This is a genomic window from Limnohabitans radicicola, assembly GCF_014837235.1.
GTDB lineage: Bacteria > Pseudomonadota > Gammaproteobacteria > Burkholderiales > Burkholderiaceae_C > Limnohabitans_A > Limnohabitans_A radicicola.
This window is the reverse complement of sequence record NZ_JACYFT010000015.1, coordinates 1-2575: the sequence shown is the minus strand read 5'-3', so window position 1 is coordinate 2575 and position 2575 is coordinate 1. Positions and strand designations below refer to the sequence as shown.

1 protein-coding gene is annotated in these 2575 nt (G+C 49.3%); it reads left to right on the top strand.

Annotated features, from left to right (window positions below):
* Nucleotides 1-2575, top strand: a 2575-nt coding sequence (locus IC609_RS16030) for an Ig-like domain-containing protein (RefSeq protein WP_191820536.1), incomplete at both ends; no start/stop codon positions are given.

Below are 2575 nucleotides of genomic sequence, written 5' to 3'. Positions count from 1 at the left end.
AGAAGTTTTTGTCATTAGTGACAAAGATGCGGATACGCGCACTGCCTTATTACAGGCGTCAGCCAGTGTGTCCAATGCCACATATCCCAACCCGTGGGATCGATGGGGGGTCTATAACTGGGAGTCAACGGCATCGGTAGGTGCCGAGCGTAGTATTTTTGGTTCGGTTATGCCCTGGAATAATGGCTCTTCTGTTAGGACTGCGATTTCGGAAAATGAAGTCCGCCTCGCCCCGACTTTGATTAACTATGCGCTGGCACAGGATCAGAATATCGTCGTGAACGGTAAATTTGAAGATTCTCTTTTGTCATCTAATAATCCAATTAATCCGGCTTACTCTACTGGCTACGAAGGCGCGGGGATGATTATTGGGGGGTACGGACATGATCCCCTGATTGGTGGTATTTCCGAAGTGATTTATTTCAACCGCGCACTGAGTACAACAGAGCGCCAGGCAGTGACTTTGTATCTCATGGAGAAATGGGGGGTAGGTACATTGGGTGCAGTGGTCGCGGCCGACACCTTGACCAACATGAGCAATGTGGGCAATGCTGCAGCACTGGTCGATCAGCGCAGCACCGGAACATCGGCGCAAGAGAGCTTTGTTGTAGCGGGGGCGGATTTGGTACGTGCAGGTGCCGGCAATGATGCCATCACGGCCAATGACGCGAACTTCCGCCTCATCGATGGTGGGGCAGGTAACGATACCCTGCATGTGAACTTTTCCTCAGGCCAAGCACGATTTGTCAATCTGTCGGCACATGTGAGCAACTATCTCAATAACGCTGAAGGTTTACACAAACTTGAGCGTATAGAGAAAATTGATTTGCGTGGTCAGGCTATAAGTTATTTGCAATTATCAGAAGCAGATGTGCTTCAAATGTCTGACAATGATAGCCTTATTGTGAGGGGAGACGCTAATTCTCGCATCAGTTTTGCCGACTCCGGCTGGACGCTTGGCGCTATTAATATTCAAGGCTGGGATGGCGGGACTTACAGAAATTGGACTAAAGGGGCTGCATCAGTTCTCGTGGATACATCGATTGAATCATCCAACATAACAGCATCTACGGCATCCCTCCCATCGGTTAGGAGCATCTCTATCAATGATGACACTGGTATCAGTGCAACGGACCGTGTCACCAGTGATGCAGCTCTTGTTTATTCATTTGAACTTAGTCAAGCCCTAGCAGGTGCACAACAATTACAAGTGGAGATTGATGGAAGTCCAGTAAATGCACAAATCACTCAAGTTGGTAATTCAGCGAACTACACACTGGATATGACAGGTTACCCTCTGTCCATCGGCAAACATGTGGTAGTTGCAAGGGTTGTTGACGGTGGCAGTGTTGGCAGTTATTTATTTTCCGAAATAAATGTTGTCGGATCTGATGTGCCAACATCCCCGACAAACATGGATTTGATTTCTGATCGACTTACGAATGGTGCAGCAGCAGAAACAGCATTTTCTGATAATACAACCATCGGCACACAAAACCTTATTTTTGAGGTGCAGGTTTCTGGCCAATATCAAGACGCACGTGTTGAATTTTATAGACAGGCTTCTTCCGATACTAGCTTGAACCCAATCCCCCAAAACCGAGTCGCTGTTTGGCATAACTCTTATGCAAAGGAGTCCACAGACTTTGTCCTGGCTGCAAATGGCAAAGCAAGAGCCGTCTTGGATTTGCCCGTGGGCGAACATAAAGTATATGCTGTACTGATTGATCAGTTTGGTAACCGTTCTAATCCCTCTGCAGCATTGACAGTATCTGTGTTGGCCGACACTTCTCTGTCCGTGGTGGACTATAGCGCCCAAAACAACAGTGTTTCAACTCATATTTCTGGTACGGCGAATAAAGGGTCATTGACGCTTGTCTGGTCAGATACAAATTCGGATGGGCTTTACGATCAAACATCTGAAACGTTGATTGGTTGGGCAAGTGCCTCTGTGGTTGATGGTACCTGGACTGTGTCGACTGGTGATCACGGTACGGTTTACAGCAATGTCAGAGCGATGTCGATGCCAGAAATTGATCGTACGTTTGTTACCAATCGGTTTATTGGTACCGGGGCTGTCACCGCTCCCATTACCCTGACTGTGGACAAAGCAGGGCCACTGGTATCGGTTCCTCAAGCTGATGTAGTGTTCAGCGCACCCAATGGATTCATTGCTGGTGAGACGGTTAGCGTGACGGTGACATTCAACGAAGCCGTCAAAGGTGTGGTTGGAAGCAGCGGTTTGTACCTTAACTTTGATGGCGTTAACCGACTTGCCGCACTTAGCAGCACCAATACGGCGAACAAAACTGCCACTTTCAGTTATGTGTTGCAGCCCACCGATGTGGACTCTGACGGTATTGAAATCGCTGCCAACCCTTGGGTCAACATCACCGATCTGGTGGGCAATGCCGCCGTCAGCTTCACCCGTGCCGATGACCCCAGCACAGCGATCGACACTGTACTGCCCACCTTGCAATCTGTGGCGGCGGCGGCGGGTGGCAACACCATCACACTGCAGTTCAGCGAGCCGATCGACACCAGCAACACCGCGCTGACAGGGCTGGCCAACAGC